Consider the following 19,717-nt stretch of genomic DNA (forward strand, 5'->3'; position numbering starts at 1 on the left):
TCAAAGAATCTCCACAGGCACGAGTTTGCCTGCGCTTAAAAATAAAATAGCCGTTTTCACCGGTAAGCCTTCGGTCGCAAACAACTGAGCATAGGCGGCTAATTGCGGCTTGAACGTGGCTGCCAGGCTGGGTAAATCGTCACTTGCTGTGACTGGGGCCGATTTGTAATCGACAATCCAGCGTACACCCTCAGCAACAAAAGTACGGTCTATGACTTTTTTATTGGCGGCAAGTTGCTCAATCGCTAGCTCAGAGGCTGCTTGCGGATGTTCAGCGAGCACCCAGCGGCCATCCGCTGATTGCAGCGTGGTGGTGAGTAGCGTCGCCACTTGCTGGCTGGCTGGCACGGCCTCCGCTTCAGCATAACCTTGTTGCGCAAACCAGCGTTGCATGGCTGCCAGCAATGACTGGCAACCCGTGCTGGCGTGGGCTTGCCAGGCGGCCAGGCCTTGTTCGGCGATCAGTTGCAGGTAAAGGTGGGCGAGGGTGCCGATATCGGCCTCCAGGCTGCTGACGGTGCTGTCTGCGGGGGGCGTGGCATCATAAGCGCGCGCGAGATCGGTGCTGGGTTGCAAGAGGGCGGGACTGGTGGCTTGCGGCAAGCGAATCAGCTTGGGCACAAACTGCCGGATATCGGCCTGTTGGCTTTGTTGCGGGTAACGGACCACGATATCTTGTTCGCGATTGAAATGCGTACTCACGGCTGGCCACAGCAGCTGTAAAAACGTATTTTTACGGGGTTGTGGGTCACCATTTTTATCCGGTTTGGCAATGCCAAGCAGATGCAACTGGCGCTCGGCCCTGGTTGCAGCCACATACAGCACGCGGGCGTCTTCATAGGCCGCACGGGTTTTGTCGAGGTCATTCAGGTAATCGTAGGGCGTGACACCGGAGTGCTGCCGCTTGAGGGCTGTGGGTACAAAGGGTGCCGCGACCAGTGCGACGTCACCATCGGCCGTCGTGACTTCTTCCCAAATCACCAGCTTGGCGTCATCGGGCGGGTTGCTGCCATCCAGGCCCGGCAGAATGACCGTGTCAAACTCCAGACCCTTGGATTTGTGGATGGTCATGAATTGCAAGCGGTCATCGGCTTTGGCATCGGGAGCTGCATACAGTTTTTTCACATCTTCGGCCAAGCTTTGCGGGCTGAACTGGCCGTGTTGCTCGAGCGCGGCAATGCGGGCAAAAAACGCCTGCACGTCTTGCACATCGTTTTCGTTCCATAAGCAGTGTGCGCCGCCCAGCCGCAACCAGGTGTTGTGCACCCAGCGGCTGGTGGCGGTGCGGGACCGCCATTGCAAGGCCGTTTGCATGACCTCACGCACATGGCGGGCGCGGGTCTGGCCATCTGCACTCAGGCGTGCCATCACTTGTTCGTCTTCGAGCAGACTCATGACGCTGCGTTGCCCGTCCTGGCCGATCAAGGCATGCAGGTCGGCCAGCGTCAGCCCGCACCAGGGTGCGCGCAGCAAGGCCAGCCAATGCACACGGTCAGCCCGCTGGTGCAGGGCGTAGGTCAGCGTCAGCAGGTCTTGGACAATCTGGCGGTTTGCCAGCTCTTCAATCTCCACCGCCTGAAAGCTCAACTCGGCATGGTTGCGCCGCATCTCGGTGACCAGCGCATGCAAGTGCTTGCGTGCACGCACCAGCACGGCAATGGTGGCATCTGGCTGTTCGGCGCGTGTCTGCTGGATAATGCGGATAATCTGTTCGGCTTCGAGTCGGCGCAGGTCTGCCGGTTCCTCTTCTTCATGTTCGCTGACCGGCTGGATCAGCGGATGCACAAACACCCCCTCGCCAGGCAGGGACGGGCGCGTGGCGACAAAGGGACGATAGGCAATCGCCCCTTGCTGCGGGGCATCCTCAGACGGCAGCATGCCTTTAAAGGTCTGGTTGATCCACTCGACCACTGCCGGGCATGAGCGGTTATTACGCCACAATTTGAGCGGGGTCAGCGCGATGTCGCCGATGCCGAATTCGGCCGCATTCAAAAACAGCCCGACATTGGCTTTGCGAAAGCGGTAAATCGACTGCATGGGATCGCCCACGGTAAACAGGGTACGGCCATCGCCCGCTTGCCAGCCGCGCGTCAGCGCCTTGAGCAGGTCGATCTGCATCGGGCTGGTATCCTGAAACTCATCGACCAGCAGATGCTGTATGCGGTAGTCCAGCCGCATAGCCAGCTCGCTCGCTTCGCCACCTTCCACCAGCGCTTGCAAGGCGCGCTGGGCGATCTCGACAAAGTCGACTTCGTTTTGCGCCTGAAAGTGCAACCAGAGCTGGGCCGCGGCAATATTTAATAGCTGGCTTAAGTCTGCAATCAGCGCCTCGTCACGGGCATTGGGGTCTGGCAGCATGCGGATGCGCGCCAGGCTGGTTTCTGCGCGGCGTGCTTGTGCCAGGCCCTCCAGAATCTCGGTCAAGGCCTCCTTGTAAGGCTTGGCTTCGTCGGTGGCGGGCAGACCCATGTTTTTATCCAGCCGTTTGCGCAGGCCGCCCGTGCCGGTCAATAACAGCTCGGCCAGCGCGCGCCAGTTCGGCAAATCAGCCAGGCGCGGTTGCAAAGCCACTTGCCAATCGCGTAGCTGAGAGATGGGGTGCGTGTCTGGGAGTTGACTGCCGGCATAGCGCGCAATGGGCATCAGCGCCTGTTGCAAACGGGCGGGCAGATGCTGGTGAATCTGCGCCAGCTCGGTTTCAATTAAATGCACCAGTGCCAGTTGCCCAGACAGTGTGTGCCCGGTCTGGCTGTGATGCAGCCATTGTTCGCGTTTGGCCAGCATGGACATGAGCAGGGCTTCCAGCCGGGTTTGATCATTATCCATATAACGCAACACTCGCCGCACCGGTTCGCCCAGCACAGGCTCATCCATGCTTTGCAAGGCCAGCCCCGCGGCTTCGCGGTAATAAGGCCAGGCGTCTTCTGTCACCGCCGGTTGCGTGCCAAAGCGGCTCAGCAACGGCATTTGCCGCGCCAGGTTGGCACATAAGGAGTCTATGGTGTAAATCCGCAAGCGGGCCGGACTTTGCAGCAATTGCCAGTTGAGGGCGGCCGAGCGCTGCAAGGCTTGCTGGCCCAGCGCAAACGTGATTTTCTTGTGCGCGGCTTCGGGCGCCACGCCACTGGCCGCCAGCAACAGGCTATCCAGAATCCGTACGCGCATCTCCGAAGCGGCCTTGTTGGTAAAGGTGATGGCGATAATTTCTTCGGGGGCCTGCACGGTTTGCAGCAACTTGAGAAAACGCTGGGTCAGCAACTCGGTTTTGCCCGCGCCTGCCGGGGCCTCGACAATAAAGGACTCCAGCGCCAGCGCGCGTTCACGGTTGGCGGCATCCAGTGTCAGCGCCTCTGACAAAACGGTCTCTGCTGTCATCGTTGATGGTGTTTCTGAGTGCATCATGCGGCACCTTTTGATTTCAAGTGCGCCGATTGCAAGAGGCCAGATTGCAAGTGCTCAAACTGCAATTGCCGCTCTGGCAATCTAAGCAAAGGCAACACATCGCAATAATCCAGATCCTGCTCCGCCTCAAATAGCACTGCTGCCTCGCCTGCCTTGAGGGCTTGCGCGGTCAGCGTGATTTGCGTCCGCCAGTGCTGCAGAATCGACGGCCAGTCGGGAAAGTCTGCCGGGTCAAACAATTTGTTTTTTTCGTGATTAAACGCTTTGACGCCAGGCACAATATCCTCTTCGGCGGCGATGCCGGCAAAGCCACCATCCGTGAGCCGCAGCTTGCCAAAGCAGACCGCCGCAATCTCGGCGTCTTGCAAAATAAAGGCGGCATAAATGGGCAGTTGTGGTTCGGTGATTTTATCGCTGGCCCAGTTTTTGGTGTCAGGCATGCTGCCAGTTTTGTAATCAATCACCACCAGTCGGCCATCTGCCAGCGTATCCACGCGGTCTATCACCAGTTTGACCTGGATGCCTTCAATCAGCGGCTTAAAGGTTTTTTCAACCAGTGACACGGTAAACGGTTGCATGCGCTCGCGCTCGACTTGCAGTAGCCAAGTCAGGGCGAGTTTGCTCAGGCGCTCGGCTTCGAGCTGGCAAAACACCTCTGTAAACGGCTGCGAAAACTCGGTATTGAATTCAGCCATGACTTGCGCGGCAAGGGCGTCCAGCTGACTTTTCAATTCCTCTTCAGCACAGCTTTGCCAGTCCTCGCGCGGTTGTTGCCAAAATGCCGCCATCACGCGGTGGATGAGGTCGCCGCGCTGCATGACATCCAGCCCGTTATGCGGCATCTCCAGTTTGCGGGCTTTAAGCCGATATTGGTAAAACGCCCATGCCGGGCAAATCGCCTGCGCACGCAGCAGGCCAGTGCCGCCGCTCACATGTTCGCCATCTTGCACGGGCGGGGCCTGGTGGTCGTCCAGCCATTGCCAGTGCTCGGGCTGGCTGGTGGCCAGGGTTTCCGCCAGCGTGGCGACCCCGGCACTGGCAGCGACTTCGGCAATGTCTTGAATCAGCGGGCTCATGCGCAACAGGCGGTCGCCTTCTTTTTGCGCATAAGAAAAAATGACCTGGTGCGCCGTGCCCAGCAGGCGCTGGTGAATTTGGCTGGCAAAGGCAATTTGCACCTCACTGCTGGCATTGGGCGTGCCTGCCTGCCGTTGCAGCTCGGCCGGGATCAGGGCATTGGTGCGCGACAGCGGGGGCCATACGTGGTCATTCATGCCCATCACCCACACCCCGTCCAGCGGCTGGGCACTGGCTTCCAGCATACCCATGACGGTGAGGTTGGGCTGACGCACGGTTTGCGGTTGAAAAATCTGTGCCTGACATAATTGTGTCAGTCGCTGGATGGCGGTAATGGCCGGGATGGCCCCCAGCCAGGCATCCAGCGCACCGAGTTGCGCCATGACCTTGTAAAACGATTGCTGGCACTGGTACTCATGGCTGGACAGGCTGCGCTCGCCTGGCCAATGGCTGGCGGTGAGCAGTGCCGTCAGGCTCTTGGCCCAGGCCGAAGGCAGTTGTTTGGCAGGTAGCTGTCTGGCCGTGGTCAGCAAGGCGTTGAGGTCTTGTAATAGCGCCGGACTATGAATCGCATGCTCATCTTGCTGCTTGCGGGTAATAAACCGCGCAAAGGTCGTGGCCTTGACTTGCAAGGGCAACTGGCGGCGCATTTCGGCGTCCAGCGCGGCGCGCGCATCGGCTTCAAATAGGGCTTGTGACCAATACACATCCGCCAGCAGCGCTGACAGCTCGGTTTGTGCCAGCGGCGTGTGTTGAAAAGCCAGCCGCAACAGGGTTAAGGCGGTATTCACCAGCGGCCAGCGCGTTAACGGCGTGCCCAGCGAAAACTCATAACAGCGGGGGATTTCGGCATGCGCAGGATGCAAGGCCTCAGGATGAAAGGTGTCATCCAGCAGATTGGCCAGTGTGTCGCGCACAGCTTCCAGGTCTGGCACCACGATGGCCAGCCTGGCCTGTTTGTGGGTGCTGAGTGTCTGCTTGGCCCAATGCACGGCAGCGCGCATTTCGTCCAGGCTCTCAGCAAAGGCCATGCGCTGCACCTGCTGCGCGGTGATGCGATGTTCAAAGGGCTCTACGGTCACACCTGCGGCTTGCAAACGGTCGATCAGACGTTGCAAATGCGGATTGATGCGGTCAAACCCGGCCAGGGCAATGCGCTCGGGCAACGGTAGCAAGCCCTGTTGCAGTTGCGCCAATTGCCAGGCTTGGTAACGCACGCCCTCAAGATAGCCACTTTGCTTGCACAGCATCTGAAATTGCTGGCGCCACTGCATGAACTGGCGGGTTTCCTCACTGGCTGCATCCATATCCAGGCTGATATTCCACTCAATCAGGTAGCGGTTCGCCTCCATCGCTGCACTGGCGAGGCCGTTGGTGTTCAATAAATCAAGGTGGTCATGCTGGCGCAGACAATGCTGAATCGCTTGCTCCCACAGCAGCGCCTCTTGTGTGGAGGACAGCATGCCCGCCGGGGCATCCGCCACGGCAATGCGGCCACATAAAATGGCCTCTTCCGTACGTTGTTGCAGCCAGTCTTGCAGCGGAAACACCTGCGGTGCCTGCCATTGCAACAGCCCTTGCTGCTGGTAGCTGGACGATAACCATTGCCGGATGCCTTGCGCCAGACGCGCAGAGGCGCAGAGGATGGTCGCCGCTGGCGTGGGTGAAGGAGGGAGAGAAGCGCTAGGCATGTTCAGCAAAGTGTCATTAACCAACAGGTCATTTTATAAGATAATGTCCTTTTCGGGCACCTCTAATCAATCAACTTGCCGCGATATTGCGTTGCGCATAAAAAGTTTTTCCTCCCATATCAACGATATGCGGCGACTGAATTTTTTAATCGCGCCATTTTTTAATCGAGCTTAGTCTGGCTTGGCAATTTGAATGATGAGAGCTGCCCTTTCGTCCGCGTTTTTGCCATATTAAGGATCACGCTATGCTGGCCCGTTTTTTGACACACGCTGTGCGCGCACAACCGGCGCGGTTTTCTGAGCGCCTTGCCACCGGCTGGATGACTGCAAGTTGGCTGGCTGCCTGTTGTGTGCTGTGGCTAGGGTTGCTGGGCGGACATGTATGGGCGGCCGAGGCTGACACCGAAGCGCGCGTGACCTTTGCACCGCAAGGCGAGGTGAAGGCGGTTAGACAAGTCAGCGCCCGGTTTTCGCTGCCCATGGTGGCTTTTGGTGATCCGCGTCTGCCTGCACCGTTTGACATTCAATGCGATGCCAAAGGCCAGGGGCATTGGCTGGATGACAGGCAGTGGGTGTATGACTTTGAGACCGATTTACCGGCCGGTTTGCAATGCCGCTTCTCTGTTAAAAAAGGTTTGCAAAGCGTCGCGGGCACACCGGTTTCGTCGCAATCCTTCAGTTTTTCAACCGGGGGGCCGGCCATCGTCACCTCGCTGCCAGAAGAGGGCATTGAATATATCGATGAGTCACAGGTGTTTTTGCTGGGGCTTGATGCGCCTGTCAATGAAGGCAGCGTCAAGCAGCATGCGGCTTGCAGCATACAAGGTATAGGTGAGCTGTTTCCGCTCAAGTTGATCACGGGCCAGGCACGCGAGCAGATCCTGCGCGAGCAAAAAGACCGCGCCAGCCAGTTGTTTTTGGTGTTGTTTAAAAATGCGCAGCAGGGTCTGCTCTCAGTCAAAGACCGCCGTATGCAGCAGGCGAATATTGTGGTGGCACAGTGCAGCCGCCCGTTGCCAGCGGGCAGTGAGGTGAGTTTGCATTGGGACGCAGGCATCACCTCCGTCAGTGGTGTGGTTGCCAACAAGCCGCAAGTGCTGCGGTTTAAAGTGCGCGATGCGTTTAAGGTGAATGCAAGCTGTACACGCACCAATGCCAAGGCTGGCTGTATTCCGGTGTTGCCGATCCAGGTGCAATTTAATGCGCCCGTCAGTCGTCGCCAGGCTGAAGCGATTCGCCTCAAGCTGCCGGATGGCAGCACGCAAAAGCCGGTGATTGCAGACTATGCACAACGCGAGACCTTGGAGGCCGTGCAGTTCAAAGGACCGTTTACCGCCAATAGCCGGGTGGTGTTGCAATTGCCTGGTGATTTTAAAGATGATGCCGGGCGCGTGCCGGTCAATGCGCGCGCTTTCCCGTTGGCGATGACAATGGATGTTGATCCGCCCCTGATCAAGTTCCCCGCAAAATTTGGCATTTTGGAGCGGTATGCGCAACCTGCCTTGCCGGTGACGGTGCGTAATGTCGAGGTCACCTTGCAAGGCGCGCGCATCACCCCCGGCGCCAATGCCGAGCAATCTGGCCGTGTGGGCCGCTTGCAACCCGAGAATGATGCCGAACTGGCGGCCTGGTATTTTAAAGTCACCCAGCATCCTTATGGCAGTGGGGAGTCTGACGCCTTTTTGAAAACGCATGACCGTTACCCGCGCGAGGGTGAAATCCCCCTGCTAATAGGCAACCAGGACGTAGCTTCCAGTGAGATCCGCCTGCCGCGCAGGCAAGGGCAAAAAACGTTTGAGGTGCTAGGTATTCCGCTGCAAAAGCCTGGATTCTATGTGGTCGAGTTTGCCAGTGACCGCCTGGGGGCGGCGTTGCATGGCGAGCAAAAACCTTATTATGTTTCCTCCAGCGCGCTGGTCACCAACCTGGCCGTGCATTACAAAAAAGGCCATGAGTCATCGCTGGTGTGGGTGACGCGGCTGGATAATGCCAAACCGGTCTCTGGCGCCGAAGTCAGGGTATCCACCTGCGATGGTGTCTTGCTCTGGCAAGGCAAAACCGACCGCCTGGGCCGCGCGAACATTGCACAGGCCCTTGAAGACAGCTACCGCAAAAGTTGTTATGGTCATCTGGTCACGGCACGCAAAGACGATGATTTGTCGTTTATGTTTTCACAGTGGGACGATGGCCTCAGCCCCTGGCAATTTAACCTGGGCGGCGGCGAGACAGCGGGCCCGGTACTGGCGCATACGGTATTTGACCGCCCCTTGTTCCGCGCCGGTGAAACCGTCTCCATGAAGCACTTTGTGCGCTTGCATACCGGTAAAGGTCTGCGGCTGCCCGAGCGGTTGCCGGATGAGATCACCTTGACGCATCAGGGCAGCGGCGAAAGCGAGACGCGCGCGGTGCGCTGGGCCAATGCGGCCGGTACGTCTAGCTGGGCGATTCCCAAAGAAGCCAAGCTGGGCAACTATGTGGTGACCATGACCGTGGAGGGCATGGAGGTAACGATGGGGCATTTCCGGGTTGAGCAATACCGCGTGCCCTTGATGCATGCCAGCCTCAAACCGCCCGCCGCACCGGTGGTCAACCAGCGTCAATTACAGGTGGATGTGCAACTCAACTATCTGGCGGGCGGGCCTGCGGCTGGCTTGCCGGTCAAGTTTCGCAGTCGGCTAGAGCCTTATACCATGCAGTTTGCGCAGGATGAGGCGTTTCGTTTTGGCGGTGAGCGGCCACAGGAAGGGCTGCACGCCATACAACCTTTTTCTTATGACCCGGAAGAAGGCTGGAGTGATGGGCAATCCTCGGATCCAGCATCTGCTGACAGTGACAAGCGCTACCCGCCCCGCACGCAGGCAGTGACGCTGGATGGCAGTGGCGGTGCGCGTGTCACGTTTGACCGTTTGCCCAGTGTACGTACCGCCCATGCCTTGCAGGTGGAGATGGAATATGCCGACCCCAACGGCCAGATACTGACGGCAGCCACGCAAGCGCTGCTGCTGCCCTCGGCTGTGAATCTGGGCATTAAAATGGACAGTTATTTTGCGACGCAGGAGAGCCTAGCGTTTAAGGTGCTGGCGCTGGATAGCACAGGCAAACCGCTGGTGCGGCAGACGGTCGCTGTTGAGGCCTACCAGCGGCATACCTATGCCTACCGTAAACGGTTGCTGGGCGGGTTTTATGCGTATGAACAAACCGCTGAAGTCAAACATGTGGGCGCGGTTTGCGATGGGCAAACCGATGGCCAGGGCTTGCTGAGTTGCAAGGGGGCAGCTCCAGCCAGTGGCGAATTGATTCTGGTGGCAACCACCAAAGACAGCAAAAAACAGCCTGCCATCGCCAGCCAGGAAGTGTATGTGGCTGACGAAGACGGCTGGTATAGCGCAGGCGCCAGCGACCGCATTGATATTCTGGCTGATAAGCGCGAGTATGCGCCAGGCGAGACGGCACAGTTTGAAGTACGCATGCCTTTCCGCGAAGCGACAGCCCTGGTGACGGTGGAGCGTGAAGGCGTACTGGCTTCGTTTGTCAGCAAGATCAGCATGAAGTCGCCCATCGTCAAGGTGCCGATCGCGGCCGAATATGGGCCCAATGCCTATGTGTCGGTGATGGTGGTGCGTGGCCGGGTTGATCCGCAAGCGCCCGGACGCTTTGCCTGGCTTAAACGCATGGTCTATCAGGTGGGCCAGTTTTTCGGCCTGGTCGATCATTTGCCGGTTGAAGTGGATACGCGGCCAACGGCGCTGGTGGATTTAAGCAAGCCTGCCTTCAAGCTCGGCATGACGCAAATCAAGGTGGGCTGGCAAGGCTATGCCCTCAAGGTCAAGGTGGAGCCTGAACACCCGGTTTACCGGGTGCGCGAGCAGGCCAAGGTTAAGCTGACGGTGACAGACACGGCAGGTAAGCCGCTCTCGAATGCTGAAGTGGCACTGGCTGCAGTGGATGAAGGCTTGCTGCAACTAGCCAAGCCTGATTCCTGGCAGTTGCTGGAGGCCATGATGCAGCGGCGGCCGATTGAGGTCTATACGTCAACGGCACAATCGCAGGTAATCGGTAAACGCCACTTTGGTAAAAAAGCCGTCGCCCCCGGCGGCGGCGGCGGACAAGGCGCTAACGCGCGCGAGCTGTTTGATACCTTGCTGCTGTGGAAGCCGGTGATCAAGCTGGATAAACACGGCCAGGCCAGTGTCAGCATCCCGCTCAATGATGCCTTGACCAGTTTCCGCATTGCTGCGATTGCCCATGCCGGTGCGTCCCGCTTTGGCTCGGGCAGTGCGCTGATCCGCACCACGCAAGACCTGATGCTGTTTTCTGGATTGCCGCCGTTTGTGCGGGAAGGCGATCAGCTGCAGGCCATGGTGACCGTGCGCAATGCCAGCCAGCAGCCCCTCACCATCCAAGTGACTGCTACTCCGTTAGGCGTTGAGGGAGCACCCAAACCGCAGCGCGTCAAGCTGGCCGCTGGTCAGGCGGCGACGCTGGCGTTTGCGGTCCGCGTGCCTTACAACGTGACCGGCCTGGATTGGCAAATAGATGCGGCGGTGGTCGGCGAGTCTACCGCGCCATCCCCCAATCGTTTGCAAATCAAAGACCGCTTAAACATCCACCAGCAGGTCGGTGCCGCTTATCCGGTTCGTGTCTACCAGCAGACCATACAGCAGTTGCAAACGGGTCAACCCTGGCGGATGACGGTACAAGCCCCGGCGCAGGCGGTGCCTGGCCGTGGCGGCATAGACGTGCGGCTTAACCGCTCGCTGGTCGGTAGCCTGTCTGGCGTGCGTGAATGGATGCAGCGCTATCCGTATATCTGCCTGGAGCAGCGCGCCTCGGTGGCGGTGACGTTGGAGGATCAGGCCCGCTGGAATAGCGTGATGCTCAGTCTGGGGCAGCACCTCGATGGCGATGGTCTGGCGCGTTATTTCCCCATGGATTGGCTGCAAGGCGATGACAGTCTGACCAGTTATTTATTGCAAATTGCCGATGCTGCAGGCTATGACATCCCTGAGAACGCGCGTGAGCGCATGCTCAAAGGCCTGGAAGATTTTGTCGCTGGCCGCATTCACCGCTATGGCAGCATTCAAACCGCGGATGTCGTGTTGCGCAAGCTGGCCGCCATTGACGCCCTGGCGCGCTATGACCATGCCAGACCAGAAATGCTGGAGGCATTAGAGATTCGCCCCGAACTGTGGCCGACCTCAGGCGTGATTGACTGGTTATCGATTCTTAAACGCATGCCAACGCTGCCAGAGGCTGAGCAAAAGCGCGCCCAGGCCATGCAGGTGCTGCAATCGCGCTGGATGGTTTCAGACACCCAGTTCACGTTTTCGACCGAGAAACAGGATGACCTGTGGTGGTTGATGGTGTCGCCCGACGTCAATGCGGCGCGTACGTTGGACCTGCTGGCGGCAGACCCGCAATTGCCTGCTGAGGATGCAGGGCGTCTCGCACGTGGCTTATTGTCCCGCCAACAGGCTGGCCACTGGCGGACTACCTTGGCGAATGCCTGGGGCGTGCTGGCATTGCGGCATTTCCAAAAAGCCCATGAACAGGCGGCGGTGACTGGCCAGGTCGAGCTCAGCCTGGCGGGGCAAAGCCAGCATTTGCCTTGGTCACGCGCCGCCAGTGCCAAGCCTGCTAAAGGTATCATTGCCGCCAACCAGCTCGCGCCATGGGCCGAAGCGGGGGGATTGCTGACGCAGTATGCCTGGCCGCAGGCGGCAGCTCCATTGCAAATCCAGCAGCAGGGTGAAGGTAAGCCCTGGGCATTTGTCACATCTAAAGCCGCGTTGCCTGTGCAAGCGCCTCTGTTCGCTGGTTATCGCTTGCAACGTGAGGTCACGCCAGTGTCGCAAAAAACGGCTGGCCGCTGGCAACGGGGCGATGTCTACCGCGTCCGCCTCACGGTTGAGGCGCAAGCCGACATGACCTGGGTGGTCATCAATGACCCGGTGCCCAGTGGCGCGACCATCCTCGGCAGTGGCCTGGGCGGAGACAGCCAGCAACTGACGCAAAACGAGCAACGCCTGGGCTGGCAACGCCCGGCCTATGAAGAGCGCGCACTGGATGGTTTCAGGGCTTATTATGCCTACGTGCCCAAGGGTAAATTCACGGTCGAATATACGGTCAGACTCAATCAGCCCGGCCAGTTCAGCCTGCCTGGCAGCCGGGTGGAGGCTATGTATGCGCCAGAAGTGTTTGCCGAGTTGCCGGTGCCTGCCATGCAGGTACAGTGAGATTGATGCGACGTTTCCTCCTGCCATTGTGGTTCAGCCTGCGCAGTCGTCCGTGGCTTTGCGCAGTGCTGGTCCTGCTGGCCGGAATCTGCTTGCTGATCCTGTGGGTGGCGACAGTGAAGGTGCCAGACTTCGGCCAGTTTAAGCAACACAGCCAGAGTTCAGAGGCCTGGCTGCTGGATCGACATGGCGCACCGCTGCAACGCTTGCGCCTGAATCATGATTACCGCAGGCTGGACTGGGTGCCGCTGGCACAGATTTCCCCACGCTTGCAGCAGGCCATGCTGGTGGCCGAGGACAAGCGCTTTTATCAGCATGCGGGGGTGGATCCGTGGGCTCTGTTGTCTGCCATCTGGGATAACCTGCATCGCCCGCATCGACGCGGCGGCAGTACATTGACCATGCAGTTAGCCAAGTTATGGCTGCAAGACACCCAGCCTGGCTTTTCACACACCTCGCCATGGCGCTTCAAGCTGGCACAAATTCGTCTGGCACTGGCCATTGATCATGATTGGCAGAAAAACCAGATTCTGGAGGCGTATTTAAATCGGGTGACGTTTCGTGGCGAACTGGTGGGCATCGATGCGGCCGCGCGTGGCTTGCTGGCCAAAGGCCCGGCGGCACTGGATCGTCTGGATGCGGCCTTGCTGGCAGCGCTGGTGCGGGCGCCAGCCGCCGGTGCTTCGCGTCTGGCCAGGCGCGCTTGCGATGTGCTGACGCATACGCACACGCAGGATGCACGCCAAGACTGCGAGCGCTTGTGGATACGCGCCGCCTTGTTACCGAAACGGCCTTTCTCGATGGCCGGGCAGGATGATGCGCCCCATGTGGCCAGGCGGTTACTCACACAGGCCGGACAGCGTGACCGCAGCAGCTTGGATGCCAGTGTGCAACGTTTTGCCCGGCAAACATTACAAACCCATCTGGCTCAACTGGCCAGCCAGCATGTGACCGACGGCGCGGTGCTGGTGCTTGACAATACCAGTGGCGAGGTACTGGCCTATGTTGGCTCCAGCGGCGATTTATCCGGGGCTGCAGCGGTGGATGGCGTGGCCGCGTTGCGGCAGCCAGGGTCTACGCTCAAGCCTTTTTTGTATGCACTGGCGATAGATCAGGGGTGGCTGCAAGCCGCCTCGGTGCTGGATGACTCACCGCTGGCACTGACCACGCCCAGCGGCTTGTATATTCCACAAGACTATGACCGCCATTTTCATGGCGCGGTCAGTGTGCGCACGGCGCTCGCCTCATCGTTAAATGTACCTGCCGTGCGTGCCTTAACGCTGGTGGGTGTGGACCGTTTTTTACACACCCTGCAACAGCTGGGCTTGCAGGGTTTGAAACAGGATGCCGATTTTTATGGTTTTGGCCTCGCCCTGGGCGGTGCCGAAACCAGCTTGCTCCAGCTCACCAATGCTTACCGGGCACTGGCCAATGGTGGTCAGTGGCAGCCAGTCAGCTTTCACACAGGCACCAAGCCTTTGTCCCCATCACGCCAGGTGTTGACTCCGCAAACCAGCTTTATCATCGGTGATATTTTGTCTGACCCGGTGGCGCGCAGTATGACTTTTGGCTTGTCCAGCCCATTATCGACGCGGGGATGGGCGGCGGTGAAAACCGGCACCAGCAAAGGCATGCGTGACAACTGGGCGATAGGCTACAGCCAGCGCTATACGGTAGGGGTTTGGGTCGGTAACTTTTCCGGCGAGCCAATGTGGGATGTGTCAGGCGTGACAGGCGCAGCGCCGGTGTGGCGTGACATCATGGAATATCTGCACCGGGACAGCGCGTCTACGCCGCCTGTGCCGCCAGCCGGTGTCGCGGCGCAAACCGTGCATTATGTGCCAGCCATCGAGGCCCCCCGGCAAGAGTGGGTGCTAGGCAATGCGCCACTGCCAGCTACAACCACCCTTCGTCTGGCACCGCTACAAGCACAGCTGATTGCGCCACCGGCGGGGGCGGTGATTGCGCCAGATCCGGATATTCCCGACCGCAAACAAGCCTTGCTGGTGCAAGCCGCCTGGAGCGGGCAGGGCTGTCTGTATCTGGATCAGCACTTGATCAACCAATGCCGTTTGCCACAACTGACGATTCCTTTGCCGCCCCCAGGCAAACATGTCTTAAGCCTGCGGGACAAGCACGGCCAGCTGTTGGATCAGCACCCGTTTGAAGTGCGGGCAATAGCCCTTAAAGCCCCGGCTTAAGTCTAGGGCCAGGCGGCCACAAGGCAAACTGTTAGCCATGACAATAAATATGGCTGTACAAGTGATTTATCCCTTATGATTCAGCCATACAATTCATCATTTACGGAAGAGCAGGATTTTAAACATGCGTGTATTAAAGTGGCTGTTATGGTTATTGTTGCCGGTGGCCTTGTTTGCACTCTATACCTGGGCCAGCTTGAGTTGGGTATATTCATCGGGGGACCGGGTCGGCTATGTGCAAAAACTCTCGAATAAAGGCTGGTTGTGCAAAACCTGGGAGGGCGAGTTGGTGCTGGTCACCGTGCCCGGCACCCAGGCCGAGAAGTTTTACTTTACCGTGCGCGATCCGGCCGTGATTCCCAAAATCAATGCCTTGTCTGGTGAGCGCGTCCGGTTGCAATATGAAGAGCACAAGGGCGTACCGTCAAGCTGCTTTGGTGAGACCAGCTACTACGTTTATAACGTGTTAAAGGTGAATGACGATTACAATTAACCGTGAAGCACAAAAAATGCGCCCAGGCCGGGCGCATTTTTTTATGCCTGGGGCTAGGCAAGCTTCAGGCACTTAAGCGCCACGCCTGTTGTGGCAGGGCGAGTGTTTCTTCTGGTGTTGCCTCCAGTTTGAACTGATTGACGGAGGCCACCAGGGTGTGCACCTGTTCCAGCATGCTTTCTGCGGCCGCGGCAGCTTCTTCTACCAAGGCGGCATTTTGCTGCGTGGTCTCGTCGATGGCGGTCATCGAGGCATAAATCTGCTGCATGCCGTCACTTTGCTGACCGGCTGCTTCGGAGATAGCGCCTATGCTACTGGACACCTGTTGCACGGCCAGCACAATGTCCTGCATGGTGCGGCCGGCTTGCCCCACTTGTTTGGCACTGACATTAGTTTGGCTGACCGAGGCGGCAATCAATTCCTTGATCTCTTTGGCTGAAGCGGCCGAGCGGGTGGCCAGGTTGCGCACTTCGCCTGCCACCACGGCAAAGCCACGGCCAGCTTCACCGGCACGCGCAGCTTCTACCGCGGCATTCAGCGCCAGGATGTTGGTCTGGAAGGCAATGCTGTCAATCACGCTGGTGATTTGGGCGATCTGGTCCGAGGTCTCATTGATGCCTTGCATGGTGGTCGACAGTGCTTTAAAGGCATCGCCGCCTTGCAAGGCCATCTGGTTGGCCTGACTGGCCTGCTGGCGGGCCTGACGTGCATGGTCGGCCGTTTGCTTGATATGGCTGGTCAGGGTTTCCAGACTGGCTGATGTTTCTTGCAGGGCATTGGCTTGCGTCTCGGTACGGCGTGACAGGTCGTTATTACCTTTTTCAATTTCTGCGGCAGCCACCTGTATGGTTTCAGCCGCTTGCTTGACGGTTTCTATCGGCGCCACCATGCGTTGCAGAATCTCTTGTGAGCCTTGCAAGGCCAGCCTGAAATCGCCAGCATGCGCCGTCACATCCACCAGGCTATACAGTTGGCCTTGCTGGGCTTCATCGGCAATCTGGCGCGTATCGGCTACCAGTCGCTTCACGGACAGGATGCAGGTGTTCAGGTTGTTGATCAGCACCTTGAAGTCCCCATGGTACTGGTTATGGATAGGGGCGGGCAGATCTCCCGCCGCAATGCGTTTCACGCAGTCTGCCGCCACATGCAGTGGCGAGACCACCGCGTCCAGGGTCTGGTTGATGCCCTGGATAATCTGACGGAAATCCCCGGCGTGTGCTTCAACGTCTACCCGTGTATCCAGTTTGCCCTGTTGTGCGTCCGAGGCCAGGTGATGAACATCGCTGATCAGCTGGTGAATCGCCTGTGCGCAGTGCTGCAGGCTGGTTTGCATCAGGTTAAAGTCACCGGCAAACTGGGTGTCAATCTGGGTCGGAATATTGCCTGCCGCCATTTGATCCAGATAATGCGCCGTGGTCTGCAAGGGCGTGACCACGGCATCCAGCGTCTGGTTAAAGCCGGCCACAATCTGCCTGAATTCACCCTGATGACGTGATTCATCCACGCGTTTGGAGAGTTGGCCCTGTTCCGCGGCGGCTGACAGCGTATGCACATCTTCCATCAGGCGTTTGAAGTTTTGGCGTACCTGCTCAATGCTCTGATTGATATAGCTGCGTTGACCAGGGAAAGCCGCCAGTGGCTGGTTGAAATCCCCTTCGCCAAAGGCTGTGACCACCTGCAAAGACTGGCTCTGCGCCTCAATATGCTCCTCGACCATCTGGTTAATGCCTGAAGTCAGTTGCTGATAGGCGCCCGCAAATTGGCTGCTGTCTATGCGGTAATCAATCATGCCGGCCCGGTGCTGGCTGGACATTTCATTCAGGGATTGCACGATGTTCTGAATATTGGCTTGCATGCGCTGCATTTCGTTTAACAGCCGGGCAGTTTCGTCGCTCCCTTGTGCCGCTGCCTGCACAATAAACTGACCATTGGCGATATGCTGCGACATGCTCAGTGCCTGATCGAGCGGTCTGGTGATGGAGTGGGTCATTTTCCAGGCGATGAGCATGGCCATGACTATCGCCACCAGTAATGCGATTTCGATCTGCTTGTTCGCGCTGGCAATGGTGGATGCAAATTGCGCAGAAGCATCCGACACGCCTGCAGTATTCATATCCATCAGCAGCCTGAGGGAATGATTTAATGGCTTGTCCGCGCCTTTGACTGTCGCATCAATCTCAGTCACGCCCATGCCTTCGTTTTTGAGCGCTTCGCAGCGTTTCATGGCGTCACGATAAGTGGTCAGGGCAAGGGTGATATTGCCTAAAATCTCTTTTTCCTGGGCATTGAGCGCGCCGGTCGCGGCATAGGCTTGCATGGCTTGTTCAATATCGGTGAGGCCTTGCTCAAATTTGCGGGCTTCGCGGCCGCCTCTGAGGATGTAATTTTTAAAGTGATGTACCGCATCTCCCAGGCCTTTGCTGGCGTTTTCGATCTGGGTTCGTTTGGTCAGCTGTACGGTTTCAAACTGTTGCCAGGTCTGGTGGATATGATTAAACCCGCGCCAGGCAATCACAAAAATAAAGGTGGTAAATAAAATCAGCAATCCATAACTTAAAAACAAACGGGTGCCGACATTGAGATGGGCGAGAGACTTTTTCATGCAATTCCTCAGGGACAAACTTGAACAACGGCCAGTCATCAGGCTGGCGTGGGCGTGCAGATTGCAACGCTCAACCTATTTACGTAAAACAAGGCCTGAACTAAAGCGTTTTCATCAAACTTTCACAAATGTTTCACAAAGGGAGGATGCAACAGGCGAATGGCTGCTTGGCGGGTACTAGACTCATGATGTTGTATGATATGCTCGGCGAGCATGGGATTGCCTCTGAAGTCAGCGTGCGGGGCACAAAAAATGGATTTGGAATTGAATGGCTGAACAAAAAAACTATATTACGCCCGAGGGCTATGCCGCCCTGGAGAAAGAGTTTCAATACCTGATTAAAGTCGACCGGCCAGAGGTGGTCCGCGTGGTGAGCTGGGCGGCAGGCAACGGTGACCGCAGCGAAAATGGGGATTACATCTACGGCAAACGACGCTTGCGGCAGATTGATTCGCGTATCCGCTTTTTAACCAAACGCATGGAAGCCGCCGAGATTGTTTACAGCCATACGCAAACCAATACTGAAAAAGTGTTTTTTGGCGCCTGGGTGACCTTGTTTAACCTTGGTGATGACAGCGAAAAAACCATACGCATCGTCGGCCAGGATGAGCTGGATCCTTCACAAGGCTATATTTCGTGGGTATCGCCGATGGCGAGAGCGCTGCTGGGCAAAAATCTGGGCGATACCGTACATGTGGTGACGCCAGGGGCCGACACCGAGTATGAAATTATTGATATCCGTTATGCCTGATGGAAGCATCGCGCCGCTCCCGCTGCTGGCAGCGTCATGTAAAAGTATCGACAAAGACTTGAACTAATCATCGCCAGGCCTTATCCTAAAGACATGCGTAAACGTCTCTGCTTGTTCCTGATTTGCTGGTTGCCATGCTTTGTCATGGCTGCCAACGTCATGTCATTGCAGATGACCTTGGCTGACCAGGCCTTCAATCTGGCCGCACATGCTGTGTCTTCGCATGACCGCTCTGCTCAAGTGCAATCGCAGGCCGAGGCCATGCCTTGCCACCATATGGCAGACGCGCATGAACATGCCATGCCTGAAGGGGATAGTGAAGTCGCGCCCGGTCATCAGTGCAGTGTCTGCGGTTTTTGCATGGTCAGCACCGGTGTGGCCGATCTGCAAGCTTTTCCAGCTGTTGTCTTCTTCGCACAGTCTCATGCTGCCCCCTTGTTTGAGGCAGATCCTGTGCACTCACAAACTTACCCTCCCGCGATCAAGCCACCCATATTCGCTTAACGCCCAGGACAAATCCGTCCGTACCTAGCGTTTTTGCACAATGCGTTTTTGCATTTTGAATATGGAGGCTATATGTTTAAGCAACGTTATGTTGCCTATGGCGCCTTCTTGCTCAGCCAGATTAGTTTGACCGCCCACGCGGCGGCGCTGATGGGGTTTGAGGACAGCGCCATGCTCATGACCGAGATCGGTCGCTACAACCAGGAATGGATGTTGAATTACTCGCCCACCTTTGGGCATGCCATTGGCGTCGAGCAAATGCGCATGTCGGGGAAAGGCGAGCAAGCCACCACTATTTCCGGGATCAATTACACCGGCATCATCAAACGCTGGAACCTGCCGTCTGCCCAGGCCAATGTCTGGTTTAACGGCAGCGTCGGCGAGGCAAGCGGTCACTATGATGGCTTTGCCTATACGCCCAGCCTGCAATTTGATGTGGAGTCTACCCGGCTGTATTTTCTCGCCAAGGCGCGCATGATCCGCGCCCCTCACATGAACTATGACACCGCCGCCGTGCAAGCTGGGTTTTCATTTTATGAAACCGGCTTTAACGAGACCCAGCCATGGTTTGTGATGGAGGTTAAAACCATGCGCAACAACGATCCGTCCGTGCAGGTGACGCCTGCACTAAGGCTCATCAACAAAAACTACTTTCTTGAGTTTGGGGTGACCAACCCCTGGCAAGGCGAGGGCTTTGCGCCGCGCCTGAATGCCATGTTTGTGTTTTAACCCTGATTGAATATTGAATAAAAGGAATCTG

9 protein-coding genes are annotated in these 19,717 nt (G+C 57.6%); 6 read left to right on the plus strand and 3 right to left on the minus strand.

All coding sequences use genetic code 11. The features are described 5' to 3' along the window. Complete coding sequence (locus AACH41_RS05150; RefSeq protein WP_338657233.1) at positions 1–3,402, minus strand: UvrD-helicase domain-containing protein; 3,402 nt, start codon at positions 3,400–3,402, stop codon at positions 1–3. Next, a complete protein-coding gene (locus AACH41_RS05155; protein ID WP_338657235.1) occupies positions 3,399–6,170 on the minus strand; it encodes a PD-(D/E)XK nuclease family protein in 2,772 nt (923 codons plus the stop codon). The genes AACH41_RS05150 and AACH41_RS05155 overlap by 4 nt, the downstream gene beginning before the upstream one ends. Before the next feature lie 245 nt (positions 6,171–6,415). Between AACH41_RS05155 and AACH41_RS05160 the strand changes: the two genes are divergently transcribed. The 3 genes from AACH41_RS05160 (at position 6,416) to AACH41_RS05170 (ending at position 15,100) form a co-directional block, all read left to right on the plus strand. Next, on the plus strand, positions 6,416–12,406 hold the full coding sequence (locus tag AACH41_RS05160) for an MG2 domain-containing protein (RefSeq protein WP_338657237.1): 5,991 nt from the start codon (positions 6,416–6,418) through the stop codon (positions 12,404–12,406). Between the two features lie 5 nt (positions 12,407–12,411). Beyond that, on the plus strand, positions 12,412–14,607 hold the full coding sequence (gene pbpC, locus AACH41_RS05165) for a penicillin-binding protein 1C (protein WP_338657239.1): 2,196 nt from the start codon (positions 12,412–12,414) through the stop codon (positions 14,605–14,607). A gap of 124 nt (positions 14,608–14,731) precedes the next feature. Then, entirely contained in the window at positions 14,732–15,100 is a 369-nt protein-coding gene (locus AACH41_RS05170; protein ID WP_275356879.1) for a hypothetical protein, read from the plus strand. A gap of 64 nt (positions 15,101–15,164) precedes the next feature. Here AACH41_RS05170 and AACH41_RS05175 read toward each other — a convergent pair whose 3' ends face one another. Continuing rightward, a complete protein-coding gene (locus tag AACH41_RS05175) occupies positions 15,165–17,702 on the minus strand; it encodes a methyl-accepting chemotaxis protein (RefSeq protein ID WP_338657242.1) in 2,538 nt (845 codons plus the stop codon). A gap of 268 nt (positions 17,703–17,970) precedes the next feature. Here AACH41_RS05175 and greB point away from each other — a divergent pair, with 268 nt between their 5' ends. From greB to AACH41_RS05190, 3 genes are all read left to right on the plus strand, one after another. Beyond that, positions 17,971–18,453 carry a transcription elongation factor GreB gene (greB, locus tag AACH41_RS05180; RefSeq protein WP_194747074.1) on the plus strand — a complete coding sequence of 161 codons (483 nt, stop codon included), beginning with the start codon at positions 17,971–17,973 and terminating at the stop codon, positions 18,451–18,453. Between the two features lie 93 nt (positions 18,454–18,546). Beyond that, positions 18,547–18,957 (plus strand): hypothetical protein, encoded by a 411-nt coding sequence (locus tag AACH41_RS05185; RefSeq protein ID WP_338657244.1) that lies wholly within the window; start codon positions 18,547–18,549, stop codon positions 18,955–18,957. 72 nt (positions 18,958–19,029) lie between these two features. Next, positions 19,030–19,686: a hypothetical protein gene (locus AACH41_RS05190; protein ID WP_338657246.1), complete on the plus strand. Its 657-nt coding sequence runs from the start codon at positions 19,030–19,032 to the stop codon at positions 19,684–19,686. The last annotated feature ends 31 nt before the right edge of the window (positions 19,687–19,717 follow it).

Source organism: Methylophilus sp. DW102 (assembly GCF_037076555.1).
GTDB classification, from domain to species: Bacteria; Pseudomonadota; Gammaproteobacteria; order Burkholderiales; family Methylophilaceae; genus Methylophilus; species Methylophilus glucosoxydans.